The organism is Bacillus sp. J14TS2, assembly GCF_018333015.1.
Lineage (GTDB): Bacteria > Bacillota > Bacilli > Bacillales > Bacillaceae_C > Lederbergia.
The window spans coordinates 408,746-432,320 of the sequence record NZ_BORE01000003.1; the positions used below are offsets into that span (position 1 = coordinate 408,746).

20 protein-coding genes are annotated in these 23,575 nt (G+C 39.2%); 16 read left to right on the forward strand and 4 right to left on the reverse strand.

Annotated features, from left to right (window positions below; genetic code table 11):
• The first annotated feature begins 48 nt into the window (after nt 1-48).
• From KI375_RS06685 to KI375_RS06730, 10 genes are all read left to right on the forward strand, one after another.
• The gene (locus KI375_RS06685; RefSeq protein WP_212972730.1) at nt 49-1,575 is read left to right on the forward strand and encodes an extracellular solute-binding protein; all 1,527 of its coding nucleotides are present in this window, start codon (nt 49-51) and stop codon (nt 1,573-1,575) included.
• A gap of 126 nt (nt 1,576-1,701) precedes the next feature.
• Nucleotides 1,702-3,207, forward strand: a complete 1,506-nt coding sequence (locus tag KI375_RS06690) for an extracellular solute-binding protein (RefSeq protein WP_212972731.1) — start codon at nt 1,702-1,704, stop codon at nt 3,205-3,207.
• 67 nt (nt 3,208-3,274) lie between these two features.
• Complete coding sequence (locus KI375_RS06695; protein WP_212972732.1) at nt 3,275-4,312, forward strand: Gfo/Idh/MocA family protein; 1,038 nt, start codon at nt 3,275-3,277, stop codon at nt 4,310-4,312.
• 30 nt (nt 4,313-4,342) lie between these two features.
• Nucleotides 4,343-5,242 carry a Gfo/Idh/MocA family protein gene (locus tag KI375_RS06700; protein ID WP_212972733.1) on the forward strand — a complete coding sequence of 300 codons (900 nt, stop codon included), beginning with the start codon at nt 4,343-4,345 and terminating at the stop codon, nt 5,240-5,242.
• A 27-nt stretch (nt 5,243-5,269) separates the two neighbouring features.
• Entirely contained in the window at nt 5,270-6,046 is a 777-nt protein-coding gene (locus KI375_RS06705; RefSeq protein WP_374706810.1) for a glucosamine-6-phosphate deaminase, read from the forward strand.
• On the forward strand, nt 6,033-7,214 hold the full coding sequence (locus KI375_RS06710) for an N-acetylglucosamine-6-phosphate deacetylase (protein ID WP_212972734.1): 1,182 nt from the start codon (nt 6,033-6,035) through the stop codon (nt 7,212-7,214). Before KI375_RS06705 ends, KI375_RS06710 begins: the two co-directional genes overlap by 14 nt.
• 177 nt (nt 7,215-7,391) lie before the next feature.
• On the forward strand, nt 7,392-8,408 hold the full coding sequence (locus tag KI375_RS06715) for a Gfo/Idh/MocA family protein (RefSeq protein WP_244852358.1): 1,017 nt from the start codon (nt 7,392-7,394) through the stop codon (nt 8,406-8,408).
• Between the two features lie 416 nt (nt 8,409-8,824).
• Nucleotides 8,825-9,637, forward strand: a complete 813-nt coding sequence (locus tag KI375_RS06720) for a DeoR/GlpR family DNA-binding transcription regulator (RefSeq protein WP_212972735.1) — start codon at nt 8,825-8,827, stop codon at nt 9,635-9,637.
• Complete coding sequence (gene murA / locus KI375_RS06725) at nt 9,624-10,922, forward strand: UDP-N-acetylglucosamine 1-carboxyvinyltransferase (RefSeq protein ID WP_212972736.1); 1,299 nt, start codon at nt 9,624-9,626, stop codon at nt 10,920-10,922. Before KI375_RS06720 ends, murA begins: the two co-directional genes overlap by 14 nt.
• Before the next feature lie 116 nt (nt 10,923-11,038).
• The gene (locus KI375_RS06730; RefSeq protein ID WP_212972737.1) at nt 11,039-11,653 is read left to right on the forward strand and encodes a hypothetical protein; all 615 of its coding nucleotides are present in this window, start codon (nt 11,039-11,041) and stop codon (nt 11,651-11,653) included.
• Nucleotides 11,654-11,779: 126 nt separating this feature from the next.
• On the opposite strand, the gene KI375_RS06735 is transcribed toward KI375_RS06730, so the two are convergent.
• From KI375_RS06735 to KI375_RS06750, 4 genes are all read right to left on the reverse strand, one after another.
• Nucleotides 11,780-13,375: a YndJ family protein gene (locus KI375_RS06735; protein WP_212972738.1), complete on the reverse strand. Its 1,596-nt coding sequence runs from the start codon at nt 13,373-13,375 to the stop codon at nt 11,780-11,782.
• Nucleotides 13,344-13,964 (reverse strand): DUF4166 domain-containing protein, encoded by a 621-nt coding sequence (locus tag KI375_RS06740; RefSeq protein WP_212972739.1) that lies wholly within the window; start codon nt 13,962-13,964, stop codon nt 13,344-13,346. Before KI375_RS06740 ends, KI375_RS06735 begins: the two co-directional genes overlap by 32 nt.
• Before the next feature lie 130 nt (nt 13,965-14,094).
• The gene (locus KI375_RS06745; protein ID WP_212972740.1) at nt 14,095-15,030 is read right to left on the reverse strand and encodes a DoxX-like family protein; all 936 of its coding nucleotides are present in this window, start codon (nt 15,028-15,030) and stop codon (nt 14,095-14,097) included.
• Nucleotides 15,031-15,397: 367 nt separating this feature from the next.
• Nucleotides 15,398-16,216 (reverse strand): helix-turn-helix domain-containing protein, encoded by an 819-nt coding sequence (locus KI375_RS06750; protein WP_244852360.1) that lies wholly within the window; start codon nt 16,214-16,216, stop codon nt 15,398-15,400.
• Between the two features lie 263 nt (nt 16,217-16,479).
• On the opposite strand from KI375_RS06750, the gene KI375_RS06755 reads away from it, so the two are divergent.
• From KI375_RS06755 to KI375_RS06780, 6 genes are all read left to right on the forward strand, one after another.
• Nucleotides 16,480-18,213, forward strand: coding sequence for a glycoside hydrolase family 2 protein (locus tag KI375_RS06755; RefSeq protein ID WP_207448081.1), 1,734 nt, complete (start codon nt 16,480-16,482; stop codon nt 18,211-18,213).
• Between the two features lie 232 nt (nt 18,214-18,445).
• Complete coding sequence (gene melA, locus KI375_RS06760; RefSeq protein ID WP_207447722.1) at nt 18,446-19,747, forward strand: alpha-glucosidase/alpha-galactosidase; 1,302 nt, start codon at nt 18,446-18,448, stop codon at nt 19,745-19,747.
• Between the two features lie 336 nt (nt 19,748-20,083).
• Complete coding sequence (locus tag KI375_RS06765; RefSeq protein WP_207447720.1) at nt 20,084-20,269, forward strand: hypothetical protein; 186 nt, start codon at nt 20,084-20,086, stop codon at nt 20,267-20,269.
• A gap of 458 nt (nt 20,270-20,727) precedes the next feature.
• Nucleotides 20,728-20,895: a methyltransferase family protein gene (locus KI375_RS27915; RefSeq protein WP_374706816.1), complete on the forward strand. Its 168-nt coding sequence runs from the start codon at nt 20,728-20,730 to the stop codon at nt 20,893-20,895.
• A gap of 382 nt (nt 20,896-21,277) precedes the next feature.
• Nucleotides 21,278-21,751 (forward strand): CarD family transcriptional regulator, encoded by a 474-nt coding sequence (locus KI375_RS06775; protein ID WP_207447718.1) that lies wholly within the window; start codon nt 21,278-21,280, stop codon nt 21,749-21,751.
• A gap of 374 nt (nt 21,752-22,125) precedes the next feature.
• Complete coding sequence (locus tag KI375_RS06780) at nt 22,126-23,427, forward strand: ABC transporter substrate-binding protein (RefSeq protein ID WP_207447716.1); 1,302 nt, start codon at nt 22,126-22,128, stop codon at nt 23,425-23,427.
• The last annotated feature ends 148 nt before the right edge of the window (nt 23,428-23,575 follow it).

Genomic DNA, 23,575 nt, shown 5'->3' on the forward strand with positions numbered 1-23,575 from the left:
TTAGAATATTTAGCTATTCAAAGTAGAAAATTTGAAAGGGGATTCATGATGGAAAAATTGCTTTTTTATTTCATAATGGTGTTGTTTGTGTCCACTGTGCTGGCAGCCTGTTCAAGCAATTCATCAAGTGGTTCTAATTCCAATTTGTCTTCTGATTCGGAATCTGATGGAGATAGACCAACATTAAAATTATATACGAATGAACACCCAAGCTGGCCAACAAATGAAGATTGGATCGTGTGGGACATTATAGAGGATGAGACGAATATGGATCTTGAACTGGAAATTGCGGCGGAACCTTATGGAGAGTCTTTAAATCTGATTGTGGCTTCTGGAGACTTACCTGATATCATGAGGATGACAAATTTTGGAACTCCTAATGAATATGGCGCTGATGGAGCATTGGTGAATCTATTGGATCATATTGTGGATATGCCGAACTTACAAGCATGGATGGAACAATTTCCGGATGAAGCAAGAAGGGCACTTTCCCATGATGGAAAAATGTATGTATCTCCTAACACTGGTATAGGGGAAACCAATCGTATGCTCTGGATGTATCGGCAAGATGTTTTTGAAGAGCATGATTTAGAGCCCCCTACTACGTGGGATGAGCTTTATACAGCTTTGCAAGAGTTAAAATCAATCTATCCAGAGAGCTATCCATTTGGTTTTCGGAATGGTACAGACAAATTGATCAGCTTTGCGCCTAATTTTGCAACAAATTGGGATTATTACTATGATGAGGAAAAGGATGAGTGGCGCTATGGACCAATTGAAGAAAACTATCGTGTGATGATTGAGTATTTCAATAAATTTTATCAAGAAAAGTTAATACCTCAAGACTTTTTATCAACGGATACAGCTGGATGGCAGGAATTGATTTCGACGGATACTTCTTTTATAACACAAGATTATATTGGTAGAATTGATGAGTTTAATCTTACAAATCGCGAAGAGAACCCTGATTTTACAATAAAACATATGGCGCCACCGATTGGTTTAGCTGATGGGGAGCCATTAAACTACTCTGCACACACAAATGATGGTGGATTTTCGATAGCGGTAAATTCCGATCATATCGACAAAGCAATCCAATTCATTGACTGGACCTTTTCTGAAGAGGGAAGAGACAAGTTAAGTTGGGGAATTGATGGGGAAACCTATAAAGAAGAAAATGGTGAGAAGAGCTGGATTGAAGATTATGCAAGCCCGGCTGAGCTGCGAATTGATACGGGGTTATCTACAAATTCAACCTATTCTTGGTTCGACTACGATGCACATATGATTTTATTTAGTGATGATGTTAAGCAGGCATATGAAGAGTCTCCACAATACGATGCGCCAATCGTTCCTGTACCATCCTTTACACCGGAAGAGCAAGAAGTCATAGCGATTAAAGGGGAAGCGATTAAAAAACATCGAGACCAAGAAATTGCTAAGTTTATGATCGGCAAGCGAGACTTGAGTGAATGGGATGCTTATGTGGAAGAAATTGAAAATTTAGGTGTACAAGAATTAATAGACATATATGAAGAGGCTTACAGGAGAATGCAGGAAGTGGAATTAAATTAGTTAGAGCTGGGTCCCTTTGCTTTCGGGAGGGAGCTAACTTAAAGGATAAAGAGATCGCTATAAAAATAAGTTCTTAAGGGGCTACTCAAAAAACAAATGAATTTACAATTTAAAGGAGTTCAACCAATGAAAAAGGTGATTTCTTTTATAATTATGATGCTGTTTGTTTCTGGATTAATGATCGCTTGTTCAGATGATTCATCTATGAATGAAATCGGTTCAAATAAAAATAGGCCGACGATTAAATTTTATACGAATGAACATCCAAGTTGGCCGACTAAAAAAGATTGGCTGATATGGGACTTAATGGAAGATGGCGGTAATATGAATATGGATATTGATATCGCGGCAGATCCTTATAATGAGTCTTTAAATCTTGTAATTGCTTCGGGAGACTTGCCAGACTTAATCGGCATGCCAGATTACGCCACAGGGAATAAATATGGTTCACAAGGTGCTTTAGTAAATTTATTGGATCATATTGAGAGTATGCCTAATTTACAGGCTTGGATGGATCAATTTCCAGATGCAGCGAGAGCAGCTCTATCTCATGATGGAAAAATGTATGTTTCACCTAACATTGGGATTGGGGAAACGAATCGAATGATTTGGTTGTATCGAAAGGATATTTTTGAAAAGCATGATTTAGAGATACCGAATAATTGGGATGAGCTTCATACAGTTTTACAAGCATTAAAGAAGGTCTATCCAGAAAGTTATCCACTCGGTTTCCGTAATGGTACAGAAAAAATCCGAAACTTTGCAACAAACTTTGGAACAGATTGGAATTACTATTATGATAATAAAAAAGATGAATGGCGCTACGGACCTGTCGAGGACAATTATCTTGTCATGGTAGAGTATCTTAATAAGTTTTACGAGGAAGACCTAATTCCTCCAGATTTCTTATCGCTAGATGTAGCAGGATGGCAAGAATTAATGTCTACCAACACATCATTTATTACACAAGACTATATTTCAAGAATTGACATGTTTAATGTTGAAAACCGTAAAGAAAATGAAGATTATACGTTAGTTAATATGCCACCTCCTGCCGGTTTTTCTGAAGGCTCGCAATTAGATTACTCTGCACATACACAGCAAAGAGGATACTCCATCGCGGTAAATTCTGATCACATAGATACAGTTATTCAATTTATTGACTGGACCTTTTCTGAGGAAGGGAGAGATGCTTTAAGCTGGGGAATTGAAGGGGAAACTTACGAGGAAGAAGATGGGAAGAAAAGCTGGATTGAAGACTATCCAAGCCCATCAGAATTACGTACAGAGACAGGTATATCCTTATATTCAACTTATTCATGGTTTGATTATGATTCTCATATGGTCCTATTTAGCGATGAGGTAAAGCAAGCATATAAAGAAAGTCCACAATACGATGCGCTGATCGTTCCAGTTCCTGCGTTTTCAGAGGAAGAACAAAAGGTCATCGCTATTCAAGGAGAAGCAGTTACGAAACATCGTGATGAAGAAATTGCTAAATTTATTATTGGAAAACGAGATTTAAGTGAATGGGATACCTATGTGAAAGAAATTGAAAATTTAGGTGTACAAGAAGTAATAGACATATATGAAGAGGCTTACAATAGAATGCAGGAAGCAGAGTTAAATTAGTTATATGTAAGGATCCCTCTGCTCTATAGAGGGATCTAACAATTCTATATAAAAAAGGGTGATGAAAATGAAGAAGAAAACAAATTTTGCGATTGTCGGTGCAGGAGTGATTTCAGCCTCCCATGCAAGAGCGATTGCAGCGCATAATGATGCCAAACTAGTTGCTATTTGTGATGTTGATAAAGAAAAGGCAGAGAAATTGGCGAGCGAGTATGGTATAAATCACAACCATACGTATACAGACTATGAAAAGATGTTTACAGCGGAAGCGATTGATATCGTATCTGTCTGTGTGCCAAGTGGGATACATGCAGATGTAACTATTGCGGCTGCACAGGCTGGAATTCATGTGTTATGCGAGAAACCGCTGGATATTACTCAGGAAAAAATGACAGACATGATAGAAGCTTGTAAAAATTATCATGTAAAATTAGGGGCTGTTTATCAGAGAAGGACGTTAGAGGCAGCAATTAAAACGCGAAAAGCCATTCAAGAAGGAAAACTTGGCAAGCTAGTTCTAGCAGATGCCTATCTAAAATATTACCGAAGCCCTGAATATTATGAGAGTGCTGGTTGGAGAGGCACTTGGGAATTAGATGGCGGTGGAGCATTAATGAATCAAGGGGTACATGGCGTTGATCTAATTCAATGGATGGCAGGTGAGGTGGAATCTGTGTTTGCTTATTCTGCTCCGTTAATTCGCAAGATTGAAGTAGAGGATACCGCAGTTGTGGCGGTGAAATATAAAAACGGATCTTTTGGTGTGATCCAAGGAACGACATCCGTTTATCCGGGTCAAGAAACTAGGTTTGAAGTTCATGGCGAAAAGGGGTCTATTATCTTTGGAGACAGTGGCTTTAAACTGTGGAATTTCATTGATCATGATGAACCAATGCCACAAGTGAGTAATACAGAAGGAGGGAGCAATGATCCAAAAGCAATTTCGAGTCAAGGGCATTACATCTATGTGGATGACATGATCCAAGCAGTAAATGAAAACCGTGCTCCACTTGTACCTGGTGAGGAAGCCCGAAAAGCTGTGGATCTAATTTTAGCTATATATGAATCTGCAAGAACTGGAAAAGAAGTGAAGGTAAGAGCATGAGGAAATATTTTTTGTGGAGGGGAACGATGCATGAGTGCTATTAAAATTGGTATGATTGGTTTAGATACGTCGCATGTTATAGCGTTTACTAAATTATTAAATGATCCCAACAATGATTTTCATGTACCTGGAGGAGAAGTGGTTGTAGCATATCCCGGAGGATCGTCAGACATGGAGTTAAGCTATAATCGTGTAGAGGGTTTTACAAGGGAATTACGAGATGGCTACGGGATAGAAATGGTCCATACCCCAGAGGAAGTTGCAGAAAAATGTGATGCGATATTATTAGAATCTGTTGATGGGAGAGTTCATTTGGAGCAATTTAGAAAAATTGTCTCCTTTAAAAAGCCAACATTTATTGATAAACCATTTGCCACGACAACAGAAGAGGCGAAGGAGATTCAGAGACTAGCTAAACAATATCAAACTCCAATCATGAGTTGTTCCGCTCTTCGGTATGCAGCTGGTTTATCAGCTGTGCTTGAGAAAGCAGATCTGATAAATCGTATAGGGATGGATTGTTATGGACCGTTAGCGATCGAACCTCATCATGGTCTATTCTGGTATGGGATTCATACTGTAGAAATGCTCTATCGAGTGTTTGGCAGTGGATGTCAAAAGGTAACGGTTGCAACGAGTACGGATCATGATTTGATTATTGGTGAATGGGCAGATGGACGAATCGGATCTGTCCGAGGAAATCGCAAAGGCAATCATTCATTTGGCGCATTGATCCATACAGAAGAAGGGACAGATTTTGTTGATGTATCTGCTTATAAAAAACCCTATTATGCTACTCTCTTAGAGCAAATCATTTCGTTTTTTAATACTGGAAAATCGCCCATTCAGTATGAGGAGATACTGGAAATTACGAGATTTTTGGAAGCGGCAAATGAAAGCCGCTCAACTGGAAAAACGGTCAACTTATAAGAAACAGGGAAAGGGGTTATTTGCAAGTTGAATCTACTTATACATCCTATTAAAAAGGAAAAGGTCGGAAGCTTAACCGTTAGAGTATATGAAAGTAGAAAAGCGATGGGGCAGGCTGCAGCAGTAGATGTTATAACAAAAATGAAAGAACTCTTACAGGAAAAAACTAACATTCGAATGATCTTTGCCTCGGCTCCATCTCAAAATGAATTTCTTGAAACATTAAGGAAGGCTCCAGACATCGATTGGAATCGTGTTACGGTTTTTCATATGGATGAATATATTGGGCTAGCAGCTGAGTCACCACAACGATTTAGTACATTTTTAACAGAACAGCTTTTTGATTGTGTTAAACCGGGAACAACGCATTTAATTGACAGTTCAAATGATGAAATAAAAGAATGTAAACGGTATAGCCAGCTTTTAAAAGAAGCTCCAGTGGATATCGTTTGCTTAGGAATTGGTGAGAATGGTCATATCGCTTTTAATGATCCGCCAGTTGCAAACTTTGAAGATCCACAATTTATTAAAGCGGTGGAGCTAGATGAGATCTCCCGTCAACAACAAGTAAATGACGGATGTTTTCCGACGATTGACGATGTGCCAACACATGCACTTACTTTAACGATCCCTGCACTAATGTCGGGAAACTCTTTATATTGTATCGTTCCAGGGACGACAAAGAAGGCTGCGGTGAGAGAAACATTAAACAATCCGATTTCAAGTAAAAATCCAGCAACTGTTTTGCGTCGCCATCCAAATTGTATCCTTTATTTAGATGAGGACTCTTATGGCAGCGAATGAGCAAAAAATAAAAACAGTGATTGAAGGGATTCATTATGCAACGGGTGAACAGATTTTAGTATCAATAGAAGAGGGGAAAATTAATCACATACAAGCTGTGGCTAAACAAAGGGAGAGGGGACTTCCATATATAGCTCCAGGGCTGGTTGATTTACAAATTAATGGTTATAGGGGCAATGATTTTAATACACTGCCAATTTCACCAGAACTTGTAGAACAGACAACAAGATCCCTATGGAAAGAGGGGGTCACATCTTATTGTCCAACCATCATAACCAACCATGATGAAGCCATCGAAAAGGCAGTGGAAGTCATTGCGAAAGCAAGTGATCAACAAGTTCAACAATGTATAACCGGAATCCATCTTGAAGGGCCGTTTATCTCTCCAGAAGATGGTCCTAGAGGTGCACATGGGAAGGAATACATCAAAGCTCCTGACTGGGATCTTTTTCAGACCTGGCAAAAAGCCGCGAGAGGGATGATTAAAATCATCACACTTTCTCCCGAATGGCCCGGTTCATTTGATTTTATATCAAAATGTGTTGAAAACGACGTGGTGGTTGCAATTGGGCATACAGCCGCGACCCCTGGTCAAATACAAAAAGCCGTTGCAGCTGGGGCTAAGGTGTCAACACATTTAGGAAATGGCGCACATGTTATGCTGCCGCGTCACCCAAATTATATTTGGGAGCAATTAGCACAAGATGATCTTTGGACATGTCTCATTGCCGACGGATTCCACTTACCAGAATCATTCCTAAAAGTGGCGATGAAAACAAAGGGCTTTCAATCGATGTTAGTTAGTGATGCAGTCTATTTAAGTGGGCTTGAGCCGGGGGAGTATGAAACACATATTGGTGGTAAGGTAGTGCTGACATCCGAAGGCAAGCTATATTTACAGGAAAATCCCAATCTATTGGCAGGTTCAGTAAAATTGCTCAAAGACGGGATCAGTCATCTTTTAAAAACAGGGCTATGTACTTTACGGGAAGCGTGGGAAATGGCCGCCATTCGTCCTTCTACTTTTATGAAGCTTCCAACGCAAAAAGGCCTGTTCGAAGGAGCGCCCGCTGATTTGGTGGTTTTTAACTTGGAAGATAAGCATGTAAATATTCTGCAGACTTATAAAGCTGGAGCACTCGTATATCCCCAGTGCAACCGTCCGTAAGCCTCTGCTTCAAGACGATGAGACTAACTGCTAACCATCAATGGGATGAGCTTCGTCACGCTTTATTCCTCTTTATAATTTGCTTCATTGTGAGGGAGAAAAGATCTACCTTGCAAAATTTATAGGAGGTGTGCGCTGCCAATCTAAAGAACAAATATAATCTGTGAGGAGATCAAGATGGATAAAAGAGCTTTTTCTATAATCGGATGTCAGCACGAACATATTGGCATTTTTATTGAGGAAATGTTAGAGCTTGGATATGAATGTGTGGGTATGTATGAAACAGAAAATAAACCATTGCTTACATCCATGGCAAGCAAATACAAGCTTCCAATTGTAGAAGATAAAGAAGTCTTACTCGGCAGTTACGTCGATATTGTTGGAAGTTCTGCGATTAATAACCAAAAAATAGATCTGATTGAACTTTGTGAAGAGCGAGGAAAACATATCATGGTTGATAAGCCTGCTGTTACGAATCGGGAAGGCTATAGGCGCTTGAAATCTACTATAGAACGAGGCAAAATCGAAGTGGGCATGCTTTTGACAGAACGTTATCGGCCAGCATTTCAAACATTAAAAAGGTATATAGATGAGGGAGATTTAGGGAAGATCGTTAACATCGGCATCCGCAAACCCCACAAATTAAAACCTGCTAACCGTCCAAAATGGCATTTTTCTAAGGAACAATGTGGGGGATTGGTAATAGATCTGTCTGTTCACGATTTTGATTTGTTGCGTTGGTTGACTAGTGCAGAAATCATTGAGGTAGAGGGAATGGTAAGCAAAAATATTTTACCGGAATATCCCACTTTTTATGATACTGCCTCCCTTCAAGTTTTGCTAAAAGGTAATATCCTCGCACAGCTTTATGTGGATTGGCACACACCGGCAGCAAGCAAAACATATGGAGATGGACGTGTCTTCGTCGTGGGTACAAAAGGATATGCTGAGCTGCGTCTATCGGGAGACCCTTTGATTACTAATGAGAATTTAATGTTCCTGGTGACTCATGAACAACAACCTAGACGTGTAGAACTAGAAAATATGGAGGGAAATATTACAAGGGATTTCTTACGGCGCATCAATGGTGAGCAAATAGGGATCACCCATCGAGATATTTTAGAAGCTACAAAAGCAGCAATCGAGGCCGATGAGCGAGCGAAAAAGTATTCTGAAATTGAAACGCTTATCTAAGAAAGGGAATCGTATAGGGAGACAACTATCAGTAAATACCCGATTGGTTCAGGTCTTTAGGACGCAGGCCACAAAGGGCGTAGCGGCGTATAGGATGTACTAGTGCAGACGAATCGACAGGACGTCGCATTTGAGTCTGCCAACAGGATGTTGCGAATTTAGCCTTTGATCCTTAACATACAGTGGAGGATCAAAAAACCCCTACTGAATGAAGTTTCACTTTTATAAACTATGAAATTACAAGCCGTTCGGCGATACAGCGCCGTCGGCTTTTTGCTGGTTTGAGGGGAGAAAAGCTAAGTATTTAAAAAAACGCACTAATGTGAAACAAAACGAATGAATTCATTGACAAAAGTGAAACATCCGGCATAATAATAAGAAGAAGAGGCAGATGTTAGTTTGAAAGGATGAATAGAATGTTAGCAGAGGAACGAAGACAGAAGATCTTAGAATTATTAAAGCAAGAAGGCAGAGTTATTGCAAAGGATCTATCTGAGTTGTTCGAAATGTCTGTTGACTCTATACGCCGGGATTTAACGATTATGGAGGAACAGGGTCTACTACAAAAGACATATGGGGGAGCGATATCAAGGTCTTCTAATCCAAAGGTTCGGACCTTGCCACAACCGGAATCACAGCGATACGGAGAAGGTGCTCCTCACCAAAATGCGATTTCCAAGCTAGCAGCTTCTTATATTAAGCAAGATGATACGGTCTATATAGGTGGTGCTGGTATTCAATATGGAATGTTGAAATATCTTCCCACAGATATTCCTTTTACTGTAATCACCAATTCAATGAAAATTGCTGCACTCATTCGAATGCAAGAAAATATTACATCCTACTTAATCGGTGGAAAATTGCGAGCAGAATCGGCTGGCAGTATGATTGATATATTAGCGATTGAAATGATGAACAAGTTTACATTAGATATTGGCTTTTTAACAGGTGGTGGAGTTTCTGGGGATGGAATTAGTACTGCGACACCAGAGAGTGGGGCTTTTGCTCGCACTGTTGCCCAGGTTTCCCGTAAAAACATTTGCCTTGCACCACATGAGAAGTTAGGACAACAAATGTTTATTACTTCTACTCCAATTGAAACAATTGATTTCGTGATAACAGATCAAGCAGCACCGGAAAGAGCAATTCAAGAAATTAGAAAAAGAAATGTTGACATCATATTTGCAGATGAAGAAGAGAATGGAAGTGAAATAGATGAAATGGATTAGTGTACAATCCTCTCCAGAATTACAAGGTGAAATTCATATCCCAGGTTCTAAAAATAGCTCATTAGCTTTGCTAGCGGCAGCCTGTTTAGCTGATGATGAGGTAACCTTACTCGGTGTTCCAAATATTTCTGATTTTCGGGTCATATGTAAAATAGCAAACGAAATTGGCTGTACAATGTATCGTGATTCATCGGGGGCAGTGCAGATTGATCCTAGGAAGATTAATCACACATGTCTCGAGCCTAAAAAATCTTCCGCTTTTAGAACAGCTTATTATTTTGTGGGTGCTTTACTAGCGAAGTTTGGCAAAATATCGCTAGGTTATCCTGGTGGAGATGATTTTGTTAGTCGTCCGATGGATCAGCATATCAAAGCACTACAAATGATGGGGGCGAAATTTACCTTTCACAAGGATTATTATGAAGTGGAAGCGACTGAACTAAGAGGGGAAACAATTTATTTTGACCGAATTACTTCAGGTGGCACGATTAACATCATGTTAGCGGCTGTGCGAGCCAAAGGAAGTACGATCTTATTAAATGCGGCTCGTGACCCGGAAGTGATCGATACAGCAATTTTATTGAATAAAATGGGCGCCAAGATCAGTGGAGCTGGAACAGACACGATCCGTATTACAGGTGTTCCACATTTAAAGGGTGGCGTCCATCGCGTTATTCCCGATCGTTTAATTGCAGGTGCTTTTTTAATATCAGCTGGAATGAAAGGCGGGACTGTCACGGTACAGGATGTTATTCCTGATCATTTGACTGCTTGCATTTTAAAGCTTAGGGAAATCGGATTAACGATCCAGGTGGATGATCAGTCGATCACCGCACATTCTGATGGTATTATAAAAGCCTCGAGAGTAAGAACGTCTATGTATCCTGGGTTTCCGACTGATATACAACAACCATTAACGGCATTACTTACACAAGCGCCGGGTAAAAGTATTATTAGTGATAAAGTGTATCCCCAGCGTTTTCAGCATGTCCAGCAGTTAAGAAGAATGGGGGCGGATATGAAAGTCCGTTCAGGCGTTTCTTTCATCAAGGGAGGAACACCTTTGAATGGCGCACTCGTCCACGCTTCTGACATAAGGGCGGGTATTTGTTTAATCCTTGCGGGTCTTGTGGCAGAAGAGGAAACAAAGATTACTGGTATTCAGCACATCGAACGTGGATATGAAAATGTGGTTGAAACTTTCCAATCACTTGGGGCTATAATTGCCTTAAAAGATTCCCAGCTAGATGAAGAAGCTATGATTCATGAAGTTCACTCAAAATAACAAACTTCTTCAGACAATAAATATTAATGAACTGAGGATAGAGGGCATTGTTTTAATGATTTTTCCTTTTTGGGTTATACTAACAAGCGAAATAATCAAAAAGGGAGTGCTCAGATTTGTTAAAATTAAAAACACTTGTAATTGCACTTTGTATTTCTTTCATTGCAATAACTACTCTGACTGGAAATGCAACAGCACATGAAACGACTCATTTTCACATGGATCAAGGGGAACTTCAGTCATTGATTGAAAAAGGTTATTCCAAAAAGGATATTTTCCATGCAAAAGGGATTGCTCACCTTGCGGGAAAAGATATTGAGGATGTATTGAATCATCATCAAAAAAGCAAATCTTGGGAAAAAACGGCTAGTCATTTTGGCATCGATGTGAAGGAAATAAAGGCAAAGCATAAGAAAATGAAAGCCAAGCATAAGAAGATGAAAAAGTTTTATAAAGATCATCAGGAAGAAATTCTCGGATATATCGCCGGATATTCTGCTATCTCTCCCGAAGAATTGAAAAAAATCCAAACAGAAAATTCCTTGGAGACTTATCATATAATGAACGCTGCGATTATTGCAAAGTTAAGCAATAGTGCCTTGGTGGATATTGTGAATGAACATAAGGCAGGGAAAAAGTTTTATGACATTGCACAGAATCGTAATGTAAAGAAAGCGGAGTTTAGAAAGGAATTTAAGAGGGTTCATCATGAATTAAAGAGAAACAATTAAAGAAAAAGAAGAAGACTTAAAGTCCTCTTATCCAGTGCAGCCGTCCGTAAGCTCCCACTTCAAGACGATAAGACCCAAAGAAGGCTGAGTGGGGGAACGGACGCTAACACCCTGACAAGTCTCGCTTTATTTTTGCTTAATTTTATAATCAATTTTTAGAAAAGGAAGACCGAAGATCCACATTTTATGCTTGGCACGCAATTCTCCTGTTTGCACCTCTTCGATATGAAAGCATTCTTCCAGAGGTAGTTTGAATACATACCTTTTCCAAGTGAGATAAATGCCAGCATCAGATTGTTGCTGGTCTCTTTTGCTTGTTAGTTGTAAGCCGGATCCTAAAGGCTTTACATCTAAGATTCCAATCATCGCAGACCATGGAAGCGGTAGCGCGATATTCATATAGTTTCTTTCGTTTGTTCTGTGTTCAGAGTAAAGGGCGACAAACACAATTTCATCATCAATCTTCCGTAGCCAGGCGCGAGGCGCTGTTCGTCCGTCTAAATCCTTGCGAATCCGCCAGATGTCTCCTGTCATCTCAATTTCACGGTGATGAATGGGTAAATTGATTTGCTGCATACATTTACTCCATATTCGATAGAGAGCGGCCAAAGGTTTAAACCAACTAGACCAGTTAATTTTTGCGAAAAGTCGATAATCAATAGTCCGTTCGTAAAAATCAATAATCATAGGAGAGAGTGTTTGTTTATCCACCCCATAAACACGCATATCATCGACTAATCCCCAATAAGAAGGGCCATTACGGTCATTTTTTATTATTTCCATAAGGTTTTCCCCAATCACCAATCCTCCGCGGATCTGGCTAATCGGAAAAGCGGATCTGCTTGGTTTTTGGGAAGGGACATGGAGCGACCATCCCACTACCCCGCAGAGAGCGAACACAACACAATTCAGCAAGCCGTGAAAACGAAGCATGAAATCAATATTAACAATAAATAAATGCGATAAGTTGCCATAGGCATATAAAAGTGAAAAACTAATCGTGACGGCTAATGAGAGAAATGAAATGCGCACGAGCAGTTTTTGCCAAAGGTTTTGAAACGCACATTGAAAGGCTAAGAAAATTAATCCGCCAATGCCAATGATATAGAGGAGGACAGAAAGCAACTCAATCCAACGGGCAAAAGTGATGCCAATCGCGACAATAAGCGGAGATACTAAAAGCAAAGAGCTGATCCAGCGATAGGCTGTCGACTTAGCCTGCCTTCCTAAAAATCCAATAAAAATCGGCAATAGAAAGGCAGAATAATGAAAATGGATCGCTGTTAGCCAGGTAAGGATCGCTGAAAAACCAGTGTTCCATCCTGCTTCATATGCCAAAAACCAAGCTCCTCCCATCGCCAAATAAATAAGTCCTAGATCGATGGAAAATTCCTCTAAATGCACGAAACCTCTTTGTAAAAATCGACTTACTCCATAGATCGCTACCATGATCGTAAACAGGAAATAAATCGCAGCGACCCAGCCATCCCAAGAAGTTTGGTCTGTCCATTGTAAAAAAGCGACAGCGCTGTAAGCAGGAATGGCGAAATAGTAATACATTCTGTTCAACCAACCTTGTTGTTTAGATATGAGTTGCAATACGATGGGAATATAAACAATTTGTCCAATCGTCAGCATAATGGAAGGCCAGGGTTGGCTACTAAAATTGGCGATCAATAAAAATAAAAGGCTATGAACAAGGATGAACGGGCGTAACTTCATGCGACCTAAACTCTCCTTCGTAAGCAAATACGGTTCCAATTAGCGGGTTGGTCACGGCAACTGAAATATGAAAACACTCTTGATCTTCCAAATACCTCTCTTTAACACATGCCAAGCCTTGCAGCATTTTTGGAAGGGATACTTCAAACCTACCTAAAACAAGTTTTTGATCTTTTGAATCAATTTGCAAACTCCCATCACTCAATACAGACATCGTTAAATCAGAGTAAAATAAGCTTGGTTCGCCAAGATAGTCTTTAATGATCATTCGATTAGGATCTAGACTCATTTTTGCATTGAAAAATCTCTTTTTCGAGCCAAAATGAAAAACGCGTTCCCAATAAATTTGTTCTTCATCTTCTGGTCCCTTTAAAGGGATATTTTTGATGGAAAAAGGAATATTCTCTCCTCGCTCTGGAAAAAGCAGCTTCCAATTAGTAGCTATGTAAAATAGTGGAAATAACCATTTAGGTCCACCTTGAATATGACTCATGATTCCTTTCGCTTCGAAAGGAAATTGATACCTCTTTTGAAGCATGGGGTGTAATTGGAAGAATTCCTCTCCAATAACTTCCTTATAAATCGACATATGGGCACCTCATTTTTTTCGTCGTCCGGCTCCAGCGCCCAGCGACTAGCAAACTTTCGGTGCCTTCCTACGATAAGTCAACATCAGCTCGCCTTTCAGGCTCACTGTGTTTCCTTTATCTCGTTAGGCCCTAAAAAGTTTGTACGTCGCTAAACGGGCGCTTGCGCTTTTGTTGTTTACAGCTCCTTGCAGTAGGAAGATCCTTGTGTAATAGAAAACCGAGTATGGATAGAATGACCAATGCTAGATTAAAAGTGAGTGGACTAAAAGGATGTGCTAAATAATCTGGATTGGCCATAATGGCAGAGCAGCCTAAAATTGGGAAAGCAAACATTTGTAAGATGTACCATTTTCTTTTTTTACGGGCAATGACTAAACATAGTCCGAACAGGATTTCTGCTATTCCAATTAGCGCTGTCAACGTTTGCGCACCTTGAAGCTGGATAGGCAATAAATTGGTCATCATACTTATTTCCTCGGGATGGGGATGGACGATCTTTGGCACTAATCCATGATACAGCCAAATAAAAAAGAAAAGAAACGTGATCATCCAACCGGAGAAAAAGCGTAAGAATTGGGAGGCAGGGGTTTCTTCTTTTTCCAACCACCTTTTTAAAACATCAAAGCTTAGAGCAGTTCCCCAGCCAATCAGAGGACGGAAAATGAGCCCATCAAATAATTTCCCAAATCTCCCCCCATTCACTTGATAATCATACTGGGTGATAAAATCGATAGCATCCCCATTTGGTTTATACTTCCAATACCCGCGCCCTTCTCGGATAATGCTGATAGATTGCTCTGTACCAAAGTGTAGAGCCGACGTACGGGAACCATCCTTACTTTGCACCTCACCAGTGCTTTTTCCCCAGCCCGCAATCTTCATCCCAAATCCAATCTTTGTTTCATATGTAAAGAGCTGCGCTTCATCTGCTTTTTTTGGCATATAAGTAATGGAGCTAAAGCGCAAATCCCATTGCTCATGTTTTTGAGGCTCTTGAGAAGCTGCCCATAAACGCTCAATTTCCGTTTTGATAGGGACTTCTACATAAATTGGTTTTGCTTTCATGGTTCACCACCTTAAGCTCTGTTTTTTTGCTGTATAGCAAATGACAAAAACCTAAATTGTTGATAAGTTCTAACAGGGAAGATTGGTGTCTAGCTCCAGCGCCTAGCCCCACGAGGTCAAATAACCCTGAACCTATGAAGGGAAAAAGCCCCTTCCTAGGTTCAGGAACATTTGCTTGTCGGAGGCCAACAGGATGTAGGTCAGAACAGCGTTGCGCCAGGACGGTGCGTTTTTAGCTGTTCATCCTTACTATAAAAGTTTGTATGTCGCTAAACGGGCGCCTGGGCCAATGAAAGGCAAAGAACGCCTTTCTTTGTCCCAGAACATTTGCTTGTCGCCGATAGGCGGGCGCCTTGCGCTTTTCTTGTTAATCCACCACGATATGGTCCACAGGTACAGTGTGTTTGCTTTTGCGAAATTGTCCGGGAGACATTCCCATTCGCTTATGAAACACTTTACTGAAATAGTTACCATTGGAATAGCCAACTTTTCGAGCAATCTCTTGAATAGACTGATCGGAGGTAAGAAGCCATTCCATCGCCTTATCGAGGCGGATTTTGGTTAAATAGTTTAACGGGGTCATCGATGTTGTTTTATGAAAAAGTCGTGTGAAATGATATTTGGATAAACCAGATGCTTCGACTAAATCATCGAGCCCAATGGGTTTATCATAATGTTTTTGAGCAAATAAGGCAGCCTTATTAATAGGTTCCGGCCATTGCTGGATAGGTGAACCCAAATGACGAGCAAATCGATAAAGCTCCATCATAAAAGAATAACCTAATGCAGAAGCCTGATAGGCATCCGTGATGTTTTTCTCCACTGCTTTTTGATAAATCGTTAATAATAATTGGATCAATTCTGATTCAGGTGGAAAGGTGATCACTTGTCCCTTTTCCTCATGGATCAGTTGAAAGACTCTTTGAATTTCTTTCCCATATAAAGTAATATGAATAAACTCCCAATGCTCACTCTCTTTAGGAAAAAAATAGCGGTGTGGACTGGGCAACTCTACCAAAAAGGCTTTTCCAGATGTTAAGGGATACCTTTTTCCATCTATTTCGATCATACCTTGACCTGATAAGGTATATTGAAATACATATTTGCCAACTTCGCTTCGCGCCATGCCATCCCAGTTATAATTGGGAGAATTCACATTTTCCCAGCCGATAGCATAAATTCCCACAATCTCATCCTGGTGGCTCCCGTTAAATCTGAAACCGAAAGATTCATATTTTTTATTGGAGTGTTCAGATAGCAATATTCTACCCTGCTTTCTATTTTTTTACCATTGTAATGATGGGTGAATGATTCTTATCATGAATATAGCAATAAGATGAAAGGAATACAATGTGAATATGTGATTTTTGTTTCTCTCGTTAATTTAGGTGAACATGTGTATAATGATTTTTGAAGAAAGCAATTATTTAAAATGGAGGTAGATGATTGATGACAATTCGCAATGAATATCCACGTCCGCAGTTGGAAAGGAAGGATTGGCTCAACCTCAATGGTGAATGGCAGTTTGCTTTTGACCATGGAAAAAGCGGGATTGAGCGTGAATTTTTCAAAGATGGTCCTTTTACGGATACCATCCAAGTTCCTTTTTGCCCAGAAAGTGAACTATCAGGCATTGGCTATACTGATTTTATGGCAGCTGTCTGGTATAAGAAAGCGGTACAAATTCCCAAGAGTTGGTTGAAGCAACGGACTATTCTCCATTTTGGAGCTGTTGATTATCATGCCCATGTATGGGTGAATGGACAAAAGGCTGGAGAGCACAAAGGAGGTTATACGCCCTTTTCATTTGATGTAAGCGATTTTCTCGATGGAGAAGAGGCCGTTATTGTTGTTTGTGCGGAGGATGATAATCGTTCTGGCTTACAGCCGCGTGGAAAACAAAGTGGCGGGTATTATTCAGCTGGTTGTGACTATACTCGCACCACGGGTATCTGGCAGACCGTTTGGATGGAGACTGTTCCACATACTTATATCAGAAACACAGCCTATAAAACTAATCCTAAGACAGGAATAGTATCAGTTGATGTCCATTTAAACCAATATGAAAAAGAATTAGAGGTAGAATTAGAGGCTACATACAAAGGGAAAAGCGTTGCAAAAGCAGCGACTTATGTATCGGGTGCTTCTATTCATAGCAATCTTTCATTATCAGAGGTTCATCTATGGGAACCTGGGAAACCAGAACTTTATAATCTAACCTTATCGCTTAAAAAAGGTGAACAAGTGGTTGATCAAGTGGAAAGTTATTTTGGCGTCCGTTCTGTTTCGATTGAAGACAAAGCGATTTTGATTAATGAGAATCCTGTTTTCCAGCGTTTGGTGCTTGATCAAGGCTTTTATCCCAAAGGGATTTATACAGCGCCCACTGATGAAGATTTAAAAAAGGATATAGAAATCTCGATGGAAATGGGATTTAATGGGGCACGCCTTCATGAAAAGATCTTTGAACCTCGTTTTCTCTATTGGGCAGATCAACTCGGCTATCTTGTCTGGGGAGAGCACGGAAACTGGGGATTAGATATTACAGGTTCCAAAGGATTGGAACATTTTTTACCGGAATGGATGGAAGCAGTTGAAAGGGATTTCAATAGTCCTGCACTGATTGGTTGGTGCCCATTTAACGAAACATGGGATCAAAATGGGACACGGCAAAATGATGAAGTGCTCCGTATTACGTATGAAGTGACAAAACGGTTAGATCCCACACGTCCTGTGATTGATACTAGCGGGAACTTCCATGTCGTAACAGATATATTTGATATCCATGATTATGAACAGGATGTGGAAAAATTCGCCGGAAAATTTGCAGAAATGGGCCGTGGCGGAAAAACGTATGTGACATTCCCAGATCGTCAACAATATGAAAATCAGCCTTATTTTGTCAGTGAATATGGAGGGATTTGGTGGAACCCTGGAGATCAAGAAGGATGGGGTTATGGAAATAAGCCAGAATCTGAAGAAGACTTTTTGCAGAGATATAAGGGATTGACAGAGACCTTATTAAAAAATCCGGCTGTTTGTGCTTTTTGTTATACCCAGCTTTATGATATTGAACAGGAAGTAAATGGTCTCTATACCTACGAGCGCAAGGCAAAATTTGATCCCTCTGTGATTCGGAAGATAAATAGTCAAAAGGCTGCAATTGAAGACTCAGACGAATAGAAAGAAGATAGAAGAGATTAATATGTGGGAGAAATTGAAGCAGAGAGCGTTTCTAAATTAAGAAGAATGCCCAACCTGTGATAAAATAAAAAAGCAATATTATACCCTTTTTTCAATTCATTTTACCATTGAAAGCTTATTCATTAGCGATTATTATAGAGGTAATCAGCAATCTTCATATATTTTGAAGTAGCAATAAGTTGCTATGGTATTTAAAGGAGGAAGGAAAATTATGTCGAAAATCACTTTTTTAGGTGCAGGAAGTACAGTATTTGCGAAAAACGTTCTAGGAGATTGTATGTTAGTCCCGAGTATTCAGGACTTTGAATTTGCTCTCTTTGATATTGATCAAGGAAGATTAAAAGATTCAGAGGCTATGTTGAATAATTTAAAATCTACTACAGGCTCTACTGTTCGAATTAAAGCTTATACAGATCGAAAGGAAGCGCTTCGAGGAGCTAAATACGTTATTAATGCGATTCAAGTTGGTGGGTATGATCCTTGTACGATTACTGATTTTGAAGTGCCGAAAAAATACGGTCTTCGCCAGACGATCGCGGATACTGTTGGGATTGGCGGGATCTTTAGAAATCTTAGAACGATTCCTGTCATGCTTGATTTTGCCAAAGATATGCGTGAGGTATGTCCAGACGCCTGGTTCCTAAACTACACGAATCCAATGGCTGTACTGACAGGTACCATGTTGCGTCATGGAGGGATTAAGACAGTAGGACTTTGTCATAGTGTTCAAGCTTGTGCACCAGGACTTTTGAAATCATTGGACATGCCAACAGACAATATTCAATGGAAAATTGCTGGGATTAATCATATGGCCTGGTTACTCGAAATTACTCGTAATGGAGAAGACCTATACCCAGAAATTAAAAAACGAGCAGAGGAAAAGCAAGAAACAAAGCATCATGATATGGTTCGCTTTGAGTTGATGAAACGATTTGGTTATTACATTACAGAATCATCTGAGCATAATGCTGAATACCATCCATATTTTATTAAGGATCGCTATCCAGAATTAATAGAAAAGTTTAATATCCCACTTGATGAATATCCACGTCGCTGTGTGAATCAAATCGAGGGTTGGAAAAAGATGCGCGATGATCTTGTACATGATCAACAATTACAGCATAAGAGAACACATGAATATGGATCATATATCATCGAAGCAATGGAAACAGATGTCCCTTATAAAATTGGCGGGAATGTCTTAAACACCGGCCGCTTAATTAGCAATCTACCTGAAAAAGCGGTAGTAGAGGTACCATGTCTTGTAGATAGAAGTGGTGTGACACCAACATATGTTGGCGATTTACCAGAGCAACTAGCCGCTTTAAACAGAACGAATATCAACACACAATTATTGACAATTGAAGCTGCCATTACGCAAAAGAAAGAACATATTTATCAAGCTGCTATGCTTGACCCACATACCTCAGCAGAGCTATCCATTGATGATATTGTCGCACTTTGTGACGATTTGATTGAGGCTCATGGAGACTGGTTACCGAAATATCAATAAAGGCTAGTGTAAGGAAAAAAAGAAATTAAAGCATTAAAAAGCCAATTTCTCAGTAAAATGGAGGAATTGGTTTTTTCTTGTTGTATTGATATTAAATTGCGTTTTTTGTGCAATACAATTATGCCTTTAGAGGTTTTTTATAGAATAAAGGACTAATAGTATAAAAGGTGGAAACATCATTTTTGATAAGTCAGAATACATGAAAGGAAAGACGTTTTGGATGGTCAGTTATGATTGTAAAAAAGCAACATTATCCAATAATTCTGAACTACGTGAGCGTATGGAATCCTTACGTCAACGACAAATAATAGATCCTACAAATCAATTGGAACATAAATGAAGGTAATAAAGCTGCTCTCTTATTCAATCATTGAAAAGAAAGGTAAAGAAATTAGAGAAAGAGAATCAGCAACTAAAAGAACAAGTGAAATTGGCTTATGGAAAGGTAGAGAAATTTTAGGAATTGAGAATGGTGTTCATCTGAGTACTTATTCTTTCAACAAACGACTTATAATGGAATAAGAATAGGAACTTTAAGTATGGATAGAACAGATAATAATCTAAAAAGGATGATTTAGTATGAATACGGAAGTAACGACGAAATTTAAAATTATGCAAAGCGATCTTCATTAAACGGGCACGATTGTCTAGATATGATGTTCAATCATCGGCATAATTTGAAATACCAATTGAAAGTGATAGTGGTCATTTTGTTAGGTGGAACGAGGAATGTTAGAGAACGTTTGTACGTTTTGTGCAGGGGAGGAGCAAAGCTGAAGATAACCTCTAAAGCTTGTTGTATTTCAAAGGCAGAATATAATCAAAGTTTATCCCGAATTAACTGGCAGTAAGACCCCACTTCAAGAATTCGAGGTGAATATGAGAATTGTAAGTGGGGGACGAGTGCCGTATTATTTAAAGAACGGATATTAACCTGGATAGGTATTACATTTAGTATTCTTGGTCTTATCATCTTTTTGTTGAGCCTGATCGTATTTGGTAAAAGTTTTCGTGTTGGCTTAGATGAGGATCATCCGAATGAACTCGTTACATCAGATGTATTTTCCATTAGTAGAAATCCAATCTATACAGCATTTTTGTTTATGTTGATCGGGATATTTTTAATTATCCCAAATTGGATATTGTAACTATATTTCGTTGTCGGGTTTTGGTTTATTAATCGCCAAATTTGCCGCGAAGAAGATTCTTTGGAAAAATTTATGGCAGTAAATACAAGGAATATTGTAAAAAAGTTCGTAGATATCTTTGATGAGAGAGTAAAAACCGTTAGATATACCTGCTAGCTGAATGGTGCACTGTCTGAATATTAGACTCTGTGGATGAAGTGATTTCACTGTTTCTCAAGTAGATTTTTTATAATATATATGACGAATTAACGATCGTCGATTTTTTTATAAAAAAAGATGAAAATTGTTGACTTGAGTAAAAATATCATGTTAAAATTATTAATTTGTGTATTTGTTTGAATGGTGGTATAATATAAATAGAACAAATACAGGAGTGGATCATTTGTTTAATATAGGTGACAAAGTATTTTATCCAATGCATGGAGCAGGGGTTATTCAAACGATTGAAATGAAAGAAATACAGGGTCACACAAAGGAATATTGCGTCATTTCTATTCCGATTACTCAATTGAACATTATGTTACCACGAGCGAATTTAGCCAAAGTGGGAATCCGCGCTGTTGTCGATCTTCAGACAGCAAGAGGAATTGTAGAGAATTTCCATCATGAACAGCCGAAAGGTGACCTACCATGGAAAGAACGATATAAGCAAAACATGGAATTGCTTAAATCAGGAGAAATGCAAAATTCCGCTCAAGTCGTGCAAGAACTACTATATCGACAAAGAGAAAAACCGCTTAATTCAACAGAAAAGCAATTACTAAGTGATGCACATAAAGCCTTAATAAGTGAAATTAGCATTATTGAAGATATTACCGAAGAGCAAGCAGATGACTTATTAAAAGTTGCTCAATAACATCAAAATCGTAAGTCGCTGGGCGCTGGAGCTAGACAATGAAAAGCGTAAGTCGCCCTATATAGCGGCGCACAACCCTTCTGATTTTTTGAAATGGAAGGGTTTTTTTGATTTGCATAAAATTTGATTAACGATAGCAATATTTTATCCTTCATTCATATAAAATTTACCATTGTAAGTATATTTATTTAATTCTATGATGTATATAGCAAGATTTCAGTATATTAAAAATAGACAATTTTGTTATCAGCTCGGCAATAATATCAATTTACCGATCGTTCTAAGCCTGAGAGATAGCGGCAGTACAGTTAAATATGCACAAAAATGATAGCGGTTTCAAAATTTTTATAATAATAAAGGAGATGAGTAGGTTTATGTGCAAGCTATTATTAAAGTCAATTATTTTTTCTGTATTGATCGTATTGTTATTGGTTGGTTGCAATAAAGAGGAGAAAGTTGTGTCTGATTCTGAAGAGAGCGCTGAAAAAGAGGACATTACTTTGACGATTATGATGTGGGATGATTGGGGACAAGACTTTCAGAAAAATATTAAAGAGGCAGTGGAAGAACAATTTCCTCATATTACGGTGAATAACATCGGAGGGGATACCGGGAATAAAGAATGGATTGAGGAGGCACTTTCCGCTGGCAATATTCCAGACATGATCTTTGCTCATCGCCAGTACCATGTTGCGCTTTTAGAAGAATATGAGCTGAATTACGATATGACACCATTACTAGACAAGCATGACTTCGATTTATCGCAATATGATCCAGCGCACTTGGATGAATGGAAATCATGGGCGAATGGCGAATTTTGGCTATTGCCTTTTATGGCTGATCGTTATGCCTTACATTATAATAAAGATATTTTTGATCTATTTGGTGTTGAATATCCGACAGATGGGATGACCTGGAAGGAAGTAATTACACTTGCATCCAAAGTAACAGGTGAAAGGAATGGTATACAATATCAGGGATTGGATATCACCGGTAATGGACATTTACCTTTGACCCAGATTATCGGAAAGACGCAATTAATTGATCCTGAAACAGAAGAAGTATTATGGACAGACAACCCTTATGTTAAGCAATGGCTGGAAATGGTAGAGAGTGTTTATAATATGCCGGGGAATGAAAAGCCGGAAGGGGACGCGTGGACAGAATCTAGGACATTGGCGATGAGACCATTATGGCTGGATATGGCCACACCTGAAGATTTAAACTTTGATATTGTCACATACCCACAATGGGAAGAGGCTTCCAATATCGGTCCATTGGCAGGCGGTTGGGGGTTTGGCATTACAGAGCCAAGCCAACATAAGGACGAAGCGATGGAAGTAATGAAATTTTTATATTCTGATGAGCATATTGGCTCTTTAGGAGAATCCCCAATCCATGCACCTTTCAACCATCTATTTGAAGGAAAGGATATTGATGATATGCTAGTGGGGGAAAGAATGGAAAAGTTTAAAGGGAAAAATTTACAAGCGCTATATAAGCTAGAAGCTGCTGGCGGTCCTGAATCACGTTCAAAATTTGATGTTGGCGCATTTCAACAAATTGAGCATTTAGGTGAGGATTTCATTGAATCGGGACTTGATGTCAATACCTTTATCCGAGAACTGACCGAGAAGGAAGAGATTAGAATTAAGGATGAAAAAGGGGCAAGCTAAAAATGATAGAATGGTCTCTCATCGTTTGAACTGGGAGACCTTTTTTGGTAGAAGAAATCGATTAAAATAGAAGAAATATTCCTACATAAAATCATTGACCAATGAAAGAATAAACCATACCATTAGAAGAGGAAATGAAAAGGGAAGT

What these genes read in the sequence shown, in the direction of transcription:
- melA (WP_207447722.1), top strand. Translation starts at nt 18,446, where the DNA reads ATGTCGAAAATCACTTTTTTAGGTGCAGGAAGTACAGTATTTGCGAAA.
- KI375_RS06700 (WP_212972733.1), top strand. Translation starts at nt 4,343, where the DNA reads ATGAGTGCTATTAAAATTGGTATGATTGGTTTAGATACGTCGCATGTT.
- KI375_RS06715 (WP_244852358.1), top strand. Translation starts at nt 7,392, where the DNA reads ATGGATAAAAGAGCTTTTTCTATAATCGGATGTCAGCACGAACATATT.
- KI375_RS06690 (WP_212972731.1), top strand. Translation starts at nt 1,702, where the DNA reads ATGAAAAAGGTGATTTCTTTTATAATTATGATGCTGTTTGTTTCTGGA.
- KI375_RS06695 (WP_212972732.1), top strand. Translation starts at nt 3,275, where the DNA reads ATGAAGAAGAAAACAAATTTTGCGATTGTCGGTGCAGGAGTGATTTCA.
- murA (WP_212972736.1), top strand. Translation starts at nt 9,624, where the DNA reads ATGAAATGGATTAGTGTACAATCCTCTCCAGAATTACAAGGTGAAATT.
- KI375_RS06735 (WP_212972738.1), bottom strand. Translation starts at nt 13,375, where the DNA reads ATGAAGTTACGCCCGTTCATCCTTGTTCATAGCCTTTTATTTTTATTG.
- KI375_RS06740 (WP_212972739.1), bottom strand. Translation starts at nt 13,964, where the DNA reads ATGTCGATTTATAAGGAAGTTATTGGAGAGGAATTCTTCCAATTACAC.
- KI375_RS06685 (WP_212972730.1), top strand. Translation starts at nt 49, where the DNA reads ATGGAAAAATTGCTTTTTTATTTCATAATGGTGTTGTTTGTGTCCACT.
- KI375_RS06745 (WP_212972740.1), bottom strand. Translation starts at nt 15,030, where the DNA reads ATGAAAGCAAAACCAATTTATGTAGAAGTCCCTATCAAAACGGAAATT.
- KI375_RS06780 (WP_207447716.1), top strand. Translation starts at nt 22,126, where the DNA reads ATGTGCAAGCTATTATTAAAGTCAATTATTTTTTCTGTATTGATCGTA.
- KI375_RS06755 (WP_207448081.1), top strand. Translation starts at nt 16,480, where the DNA reads ATGACAATTCGCAATGAATATCCACGTCCGCAGTTGGAAAGGAAGGAT.
- KI375_RS06765 (WP_207447720.1), top strand. Translation starts at nt 20,084, where the DNA reads ATGAAGGTAATAAAGCTGCTCTCTTATTCAATCATTGAAAAGAAAGGT.
- KI375_RS06720 (WP_212972735.1), top strand. Translation starts at nt 8,825, where the DNA reads ATGTTAGCAGAGGAACGAAGACAGAAGATCTTAGAATTATTAAAGCAA.
- KI375_RS06710 (WP_212972734.1), top strand. Translation starts at nt 6,033, where the DNA reads ATGGCAGCGAATGAGCAAAAAATAAAAACAGTGATTGAAGGGATTCAT.